Source organism: Geomicrobium sp. JSM 1781026, assembly GCF_041949955.1.
GTDB lineage: Bacteria > Bacillota > Bacilli > Bacillales > Marinococcaceae > Geomicrobium_A.
This window is the reverse complement of sequence record NZ_JBHFQF010000005.1, coordinates 380,058-387,530: the sequence shown is the minus strand read 5'-3', so window position 1 is coordinate 387,530 and position 7,473 is coordinate 380,058. Positions and strand designations below refer to the sequence as shown.

General features: G+C 41.9%; 8 protein-coding genes and 1 pseudogene. 4 read left to right on the top strand and 5 right to left on the bottom strand.

What is annotated here, in order from left to right; genetic code table 11:
* Nucleotides 1–477 precede the first annotated feature (477 nt).
* Nucleotides 478–825: a DUF2614 family zinc ribbon-containing protein gene (locus ACE1TF_RS11695; protein ID WP_304412697.1), complete on the top strand. Its 348-nt coding sequence runs from the start codon at nt 478–480 to the stop codon at nt 823–825.
* A gap of 43 nt (nt 826–868) precedes the next feature.
* On the opposite strand, the gene perR is transcribed toward ACE1TF_RS11695, so the two are convergent.
* The 4 genes and pseudogenes from perR to bcp form a co-directional block, all read right to left on the bottom strand.
* On the bottom strand, nt 869–1,315 hold the full coding sequence (perR, locus tag ACE1TF_RS11690; protein ID WP_375016885.1) for a peroxide-responsive transcriptional repressor PerR: 447 nt from the start codon (nt 1,313–1,315) through the stop codon (nt 869–871).
* Between the two features lie 91 nt (nt 1,316–1,406).
* Entirely contained in the window at nt 1,407–1,712 is a 306-nt protein-coding gene (locus tag ACE1TF_RS11685) for a cyclic-di-AMP receptor (RefSeq protein WP_042404110.1), read from the bottom strand.
* A gap of 63 nt (nt 1,713–1,775) precedes the next feature.
* A pseudogene (locus tag ACE1TF_RS11680) lies at nt 1,776–2,651 on the bottom strand (NAD(P)-dependent oxidoreductase); the annotation flags it as partial.
* Between the two features lie 79 nt (nt 2,652–2,730).
* Nucleotides 2,731–3,198 carry a thioredoxin-dependent thiol peroxidase gene (gene bcp, locus ACE1TF_RS11675; RefSeq protein ID WP_042404105.1) on the bottom strand — a complete coding sequence of 156 codons (468 nt, stop codon included), beginning with the start codon at nt 3,196–3,198 and terminating at the stop codon, nt 2,731–2,733.
* 121 nt (nt 3,199–3,319) lie between these two features.
* Between bcp and ACE1TF_RS11670 the strand changes: the two genes are divergently transcribed.
* The 3 genes from ACE1TF_RS11670 to ACE1TF_RS11660 are packed head-to-tail and all read left to right on the top strand — an operon-like array spanning nt 3,320 to nt 6,943.
* Entirely contained in the window at nt 3,320–4,618 is a 1,299-nt protein-coding gene (locus ACE1TF_RS11670; RefSeq protein ID WP_042404104.1) for a glutamate-1-semialdehyde 2,1-aminomutase, read from the top strand.
* Between the two features lie 16 nt (nt 4,619–4,634).
* Entirely contained in the window at nt 4,635–5,858 is a 1,224-nt protein-coding gene (locus ACE1TF_RS11665) for a GTPase family protein (protein ID WP_375016882.1), read from the top strand.
* 23 nt (nt 5,859–5,881) lie between these two features.
* Complete coding sequence (locus tag ACE1TF_RS11660) at nt 5,882–6,943, top strand: FUSC family protein (protein WP_375016880.1); 1,062 nt, start codon at nt 5,882–5,884, stop codon at nt 6,941–6,943.
* Here the strand turns inward: ACE1TF_RS11660 and ACE1TF_RS11655 are convergent.
* On the bottom strand, nt 6,940–7,464 hold the full coding sequence (locus tag ACE1TF_RS11655; RefSeq protein WP_042404100.1) for a DUF402 domain-containing protein: 525 nt from the start codon (nt 7,462–7,464) through the stop codon (nt 6,940–6,942). The genes ACE1TF_RS11660 and ACE1TF_RS11655 overlap by 4 nt on opposite strands.
* Nucleotides 7,465–7,473: the final 9 nt, after the last annotated feature.

Below are 7,473 nucleotides of genomic sequence, written 5' to 3'. Positions count from 1 at the left end.
TCTCCATTGAAAGTGTTCCTTTTTTCGTCAGCACGGGGGTGCCAACGAGGCTCGTGCTTCTTTAATAGAAGCGCTAGCTTTTATTGCTTTAATTCGCTTATCTTTCATTCAGTTTTCAAAGGGCAATTGCTGCTCTGTCGCTGTTTTGGCGACTTTTCTATCTTATCACTTTTGCCGCCCGGCGTCAACTACTTTGTTCATTTCTTTTTTTGTTGTTTTTCACCGTTTCTTGGGGCGTTATCTAATTTATCATGTGTTCCGCTACACCGTCAACTACTTTTTAGAAGTGAAGTTTTGAGTGTTTTTTGTGTGCGCTGTTTTAGCGACGATTAATAATTTACCATGAGCTTCTACAATGAGTCAATGCTTTTTTAAAATTAATTTTCAAACGTTCATATTCCTTTCACTCCGTCGCCACACTCTTATATGATATAATCAAATGGACAAATTGTGAATACAAGCCAGGAGGTATTATTGGTGGCGAAGATTAATCGAATTCGTACATTTGCAATGGCGCTTATATTTATTGGGATCTTCATTATGTACATTGCGATTTTTGTGTTTAGAGAAAATCCAATCTTAATGTCGATCGCGATGATTATCGGCTTCTTATCTGTGATGTCGAGTGCTCTTGTTTACTTATGGATTGGCATGCAGTCGATGAAAACCATTCATGTCACATGCCCAAGCTGTGAAAAAGATACAAAAATACTCGGACGGGTAGATGCCTGTATGCATTGCAATGAACCTCTCACCGTTGACAAGTCTCTTGAAGGCAAAGAGCTCGATCCAAGATATAACCGCAAATCATTTCAACCCAAATAAAAAAGAAGGAACCCGAATCGGGCTCCTTCTTTTTTATTTGCATCTAATTATGAACAACATTTTGCTCACTTCTACATTGCGGGCATTTCCCATATATCTCCATGCGATGAGATTTCACTTCAAAATTCGTCACATGCTCTGCTAGTGTTTCTACTTCATCTAACGCAGGGTAATGGAAGTCTACAATCTTCCCACAATCATTACAGATAATGTGGTAATGATTGTTCGTAATTGAATCAAATCGGCTTGAAGAATCTCCATATGTGAGTTCCTTTACGATCCCCGCTTCTTTAAACACTCGCAAATTGTTATATACTGTGGCTACACTCATGTTCGGGAACTTGCCCTCAAGCGCCTTGTAGATCTCATCAGCTGTAGGATGCGTCATTGTCTCAAATAAGAATTCTAAAATAGCATGACGCTGCGGTGTCATACGAACTTTTGTCTTCTTTAATGACTCAACCGCGTGCTGAAGGCGTTCGTTTGTCATCGCCTGCACCCACTTTCATAGACCAGTTATTACATTGTAATTCTTATAATTTAGTGTAACGGACACTAAAAAACTTGTCAACACAAGGGTTTTATGCATTACTAAAGCGGGAAGCCCACTCTTCACTTTGAGAAGCATTCATGATAAACGACGTGTAGCGATACTTGCTATTCACATCTATTTTCTTTTTCTTCTCTAACTCTTCACATGCTTTTTGCATCGTTTTGTTCAGCTCCTGTAAGTCTTGATCTTTAAAACCAATCAGGAACGTTGTATTGCCCTTTCGAAGAAAGCCACCACTGCTGGCAAGTTCGGTCACTCGATAACCCGCTTTTTGCAATACTTTTTCTAAGTGGTCTCTATAAACATCATTAATGATGCAAACGAGCAATTTCATAACACAACCTCCATTCTACTGTCCGTACAATCGTTCTTTCTTCTATTATATCAAAAACGATCATTAATAACCTTCATTAATATTCACTTGATTCTGCCATGATCCTTCTCCGGTTTCAAAGACATGAAGGTTGTGAATGAAAATCGGCAACAGTCTTTCAACATAATGTTCAGATATGCCAGCTAAGTGCGGGGTAATACGCACTCGTTCATGTTGCCAGAAAGGGTGCTCTTTTGGTAATGGTTCTTCATGAAACACATCCAAATATGCATGCGCAATTGACTGATTGTTAACTGCACTTACCAAATCTTCCTCCACGACTGTCTTTCCCCTACCAAGATTAATAAAGACTGCTGAAGATTTCATCTGAGCAAAAAAGTCTTGATCAATTAAATACGTTGTGTTTTCCGTGAGCGGCAGCAGATTAATCACAAAGTCTGCTTTGCTTACGAGACGACCCACTTTATTAAACATCGCAACGTCTTGAAACTCAGTAACTTGTTTACCGCTCGTATTCACACCACTACATGTCATACCAAAAGCGGTTGCACGATGAACAATTGCTTTTGCAATTGCTCCCGTCCCGAGAAAAAGAACGTGTTTTCCGTAAAGTTCCATCATGTCAGGTTTTTGCCATAAACCTTCTGTTTGATATTGTACGGTTTTCTTTGCACTTCGTGCATAATCTAACATGGCATGCATCGCATATTCACCCATCTGAACCTCATGAACTCCCTTGGCATTAGTTACCTTCACTCCACGCTTTTGGAGTGCACCGAGGGGAAGTTGGTCAACGCCTGCTGAAATCGTCATTAACCACTTTAGATTGTCTGCATCTTTAATGACGTCCTCAGACGGCCCCTTGCCTAAGGCAAACAAAACGTCAGCACTCTTCAATTCATTGTCCGCATCTTCTTGACTTTCAAACATAAGAAAAGAAACTTCGGGAAACTTGTTTGTAAATCATCGTACATCTGCTTCGGCAATGTCCCAGTAAGAACAACTTTTGTTTGGCCCCTCATTTTTGCACGGACTCTATAAACGCTTGTACGTCCGCTACATGATTCTTGACACGAACGTTACGCCATTCTTTAAGAATTTCTCCTTCAGGACTAATGACGAACGTGGAGCGCACGATGCCCATGTACTCTTTGCCAAAGTTCTTTTTCAATTGCCATACCCCGTATTTTTCTGCGGCCTGTTTTTCTGGGTCCGCTATTAATAAAAAGGGCAGGTCATGCTTTTGAACAAATTTCACATGCCGATCCACTGAATCAGGTGACACGCCAAGAACGACAACCCCTGTATCATTTAATGCTGGAAGTGCATCCCTAAATTCACACGCCTGGGTTGTACATCCTGGTGTCATATCTTTTGGGTAAAAATACAAAACAATGTATTTGCCTTTATAATCACTCAGAGATACACGTGTTCCATCATGCGCTTCAAGTGAAAATTCTGGTGCCGTTTGATTTGTTAAGTCCATGTTCAATCGCTCCATTCTCTACATATAGTAATCTCTACCTCATATTATGATCTCGTTTTTCGTGTTTGTCGAATCATTGAATGGTAAACTAACAGTAGAACACATGTGGAGGTAGATCACGATGAACATTGAAACATCCAAAAAGCATTATCTAGAAGCGAATGAACATATCGTCGGTGGCGTAAACAGTCCATCACGCTCATTTAAAGGGGTTGGTGGTGGTACACCCATTACGATGGAGCGAGGAGCCGGCGCTTATTTATATGATGTAGATGGAAATCGTTACATTGATTATATTGCCGCTTACGGTCCGCTCGTTACTGGACACGCACACCCTCATATAACAAAAGCGATTCAAACTGCAGCGGAAAATGGCGTGCTATATGGGACGCCGACCGCTCTTGAGAACACCTTTGCAAAAAAGCTAAAACAAGCCATCCCTTCTCTTGAGAAAGTACGGTTTGTTAATTCAGGAACAGAAGCTGTAATGACGACGATTCGTGTCTCAAGAGCCTATACAGGAAGAAATAAAATTATTAAATTCGCAGGCTGTTATCACGGCCATTCTGATCTAGTTCTTGTAGCAGCCGGCTCTGGTCCATCAACGTTGGGCTCACCAGACTCGGCCGGTGTAACAGAAAATATCGCTAAAGAAGTCATTACAGTCCCCTTTAATGACACCGAATCGCTAAAAAAAGCTCTAGACGCTTTCGGAGATGATATTGCAGCTGTTCTCGTCGAACCGATTGTAGGAAACTTTGGCATTGTAGAACCAAAAGAAGGTTTTCTAGAAGAAGTGAATCGTCTAGCGCATGATGCAGGTGCACTCGTCATTTATGATGAAGTTATTACGGCCTTTCGCTTTCATTACGGGGCCGCTCAAGACCTTTTAGGTGTAACACCTGACTTAACCGCTTTTGGCAAAATTATAGGCGGCGGTTTACCGATCGGAGCTTATGGAGGCCGCGTCGATATTATGGAACAGATTGCTCCGAATGGCCCTGCATACCAGGCCGGGACAATGGCTGGAAACCCTGCATCAATTAGCGCAGGCATTGCATGCCTTGAAGTATTAGAACAACCAGAGACCTATTCACATTTGGATCATTTGGGTAAACTATTAGAAGAAGGGATTCGAAACGCAGCAAATGATCATGGCGTTGATATCGTTATCAATCGACTCGTCGGGGCACTGACTGTATATTTCACTACCCAAACGAGCATTGAGAATTACGACGATGCTTCCAACACCGATTCCGAAAAATTCTCAGCCTTCTTCCACGCTTTGTTAAAACGCGGTGTGCATTTAGCTCCATCAAAATATGAAGCTTGGTTCTTAACAACCGCTCATACGGAGCAGGACATTCAGGATACAATTGCGATTGTCCATGAAGCAATGGGTGAATTAAAAACAAACTGAGAAGAGTGTGATGACAATGAACCCCGATGACCAACGCCTTGAATTTGACCAATCACTTCGGATGATGCGCGATCGGCTTGTGCCAAAATTGCCTGCCAACATTAAACGAAAAGTGCTTCCAGAGATCGAAAAGCTGGAAGACCTTCTCGTCGATACACGGCCTCCAAAGTTTGCAATCGTTGGCCGCAGAGGGGCAGGCAAGTCCACACTCATTAATGCAATTTTTCAAGATCAAGTTGCGGATGTAGGCAGTGTCACTGCTGAAACTGAACGTGCTTCGTGGCATACGTATACCGATAAGACGAACGAGACGATAATGGAAGTTTTAGATACGAGAGGCTTTGGCGAAGGAGCTTCTGACCGCTTTCAAATGAGTGAAGAACGAACGTGGGAAGAAGCGTTAGCAAACAAATATCCAGATGCAATTTTATTTTTAATTAAAGCAAAAGAAGTTGACAGTCGCATTCAAGAAGACATTGGGCAACTAAAAGCACTGCAACAGCAAATTAAAGAAAAGCATGATTACGTTCCACCGATCGTGGGAATTGTAACCCAAGTTGATGAACTAGATCCGATATACGATCATACTCCTCCATTTGGAGATTCCAAGCAACGAGCGATTCAACAAGCAACAGCCCATTTAGAGAAGTTATTAGCCAAGCAGTTTAACGACATCGCTGGCGTATTGCCTGTTTGTGCTTACCTAGCGTTTGAAAATGGAAGAATTGTGTATGACCGCAGATGGAACATTCACCGGCTTATTGATTTTTTGCTCGAACAGCTGCCCAATAACACGTGGATGGAGTGGGCACGTATTACGAAAGCAAAATCCATACAAGTGAAAATCGCTGAGACGATTGGGAAAAGCGCTTCCGCTATTTCCTTAGGCGTAGGAGCACAACCGATACCCCTTGCTGACTTACCCGTCATTACGAGTATCCAACTTTCTATGGTCGCTTCTATTGCCTATATATCTGGTCGTAAGTTAAACCGAAAAACGCTCGTTGAGTTTCTTGGAGCTGTCGGGGCCAATGTTGGTACAGCCTTTGCTTTTCGACAACTGTCTAGATCCTTGAGTAAACTTGTCTTTCCTGTTGCCGGACACGCAGTGTCAGGAACTTTAGCTGCCACTGCGACTTGGGGATTATGTAAAGCTGCCATCCTCTACTTCATTGAAAGGCAACCGGCCGAAGAAGCAAAGAAAATGTATGAAAAAAACGCTGAACATCCATTGGATTAGTTACGAAAGGAGCGCCGCTGCCCATGCGATTAGGCGCCCGGATCTTTAAAACAGGTTTAGCCATCATGCTCGCCTTGTATGCGGCGGAGTGGCTAGGGTTGGAACCTGCATTCTTTGCCGGTTTAACGGCAGCTTTTGCAATTCAACCTTCCATATATAAGACGTATCAGACCATCCTTGAACAATTGCAGGCAAATGTCATTGGTGCAATTCTTGCGATTGTATTTGGTTTAGCATTCGGTCACGAACCCTTTGTCATCGGTGTCGTCGTCATGCTTGCCATCGCCATAATTATGAAGATGAATTTGGAGTCCACAACCATTCCAGTAACGTTAGTCACAATCATTATCATTATGGGAAGTGCCCCTAACGATGAATATGTATTGTATTCCCTCTCCCGTTTTGGTCTCATTATGGTTGGTGTCTTTTCTGCATTTCTCATTAATTTGTTGTTTATACCGCCGAAATACGAAGAGAAGTTGTACAAAAAAGTGTCTTCAATGGCGGAAAATACGTCGAGGTGGATTCGATTAACGACACGACATGACACGAACATTCAATCCAGAAGAAAAGACCTTGAAGCTTCAAAAGAAGAACTCGTTGAGATGGACCAGATGTACTTGCTTTACAAGGAAGAAAGAAGCTATTTCCAAAAAAACAAGTTTAATAAAGCACGAAAGCTCGTCCTATTCCGGGAAATGATTAGTGTAAACAAAGAACAAATTGGCATTCTTTCCTATTTGGATGACCGAGAGAACGCTTATCACCATTTACCAGAACAAATGCAACGACTCATTCAGCAACAATTAGATCATTTGACGAATTACCACGAACGCATATTGATGAGATATGACGGGAAAGTAAATACGCAAATGACAGAGACGATGGCCGAGGAAGTCGATGAAGGTAACATATCACTGACAGACTCCTTTATGGACTCTTACGATTATAAAGAGGTTAGTCGTGATGAATGGTTAAGCCTGCTACCGATTGTGTCTCACATCGTTGAATATAATCAGCGTTTGGAACACTTAGATCGGCTCGTTGAAAGCTTCTTCAGTTATCATAATCCTGATGACAATTAACGATGCAAAAGAAATTGTTCGTACCATTGCTCAACGAATTGAGCCTGAAATGGTCCTTTACCTTGATATATCCATGATTTTAACTCCCCTACCCCTTCGGCAACTTTCTGTTCAATGTCGAAGGGGTATTTCATCAGTTTTCGATGTTCCTCGTACTCGTCCTCATCAAGCAGCTGCATGCTATTGTCTGGATATACTTTAATATCCAGATCGTAATCGATATATTTCAAAGCTTCTGAATCATAAGCACAAGGTGTGCCGATATTGCAATAGTAATGAATTCCGTCATTGCGAATCATCGCGATGATATTGAACCACTTTTGATGATGAAAATAGAAAATCGCCGGTTCTCTCGTCCGCCACGCATGGCCACTACCTTCTTGGACAATAATTTTGTCATTGCCACCGATAATTTCTTGTGATGTACTTTTTAAGACCGTCGATTGCTCCCAAACACGATGGAGACTTCCATTATGTTTATAACTTCTAATTTCTATTGTATCTCCTTCGATTGGCAACATTACATCTCC

Coding starts and splice junctions, on each gene's coding strand:
- perR (WP_375016885.1), bottom strand. CDS start 1,315: ATGACAAACGAACGCCTTCAGCACGCGGTTGAGTCATTAAAGAAGACA.
- ACE1TF_RS11685 (WP_042404110.1), bottom strand. CDS start 1,712: ATGAAATTGCTCGTTTGCATCATTAATGATGTTTATAGAGACCACTTA.
- bcp (WP_042404105.1), bottom strand. CDS start 3,198: ATGGACTTAACAAATCAAACGGCACCAGAATTTTCACTTGAAGCGCAT.
- ACE1TF_RS11670 (WP_042404104.1), top strand. CDS start 3,320: ATGAACATTGAAACATCCAAAAAGCATTATCTAGAAGCGAATGAACAT.
- ACE1TF_RS11665 (WP_375016882.1), top strand. CDS start 4,635: ATGAACCCCGATGACCAACGCCTTGAATTTGACCAATCACTTCGGATG.
- ACE1TF_RS11660 (WP_375016880.1), top strand. CDS start 5,882: ATGCGATTAGGCGCCCGGATCTTTAAAACAGGTTTAGCCATCATGCTC.
- ACE1TF_RS11655 (WP_042404100.1), bottom strand. CDS start 7,464: ATGTTGCCAATCGAAGGAGATACAATAGAAATTAGAAGTTATAAACAT.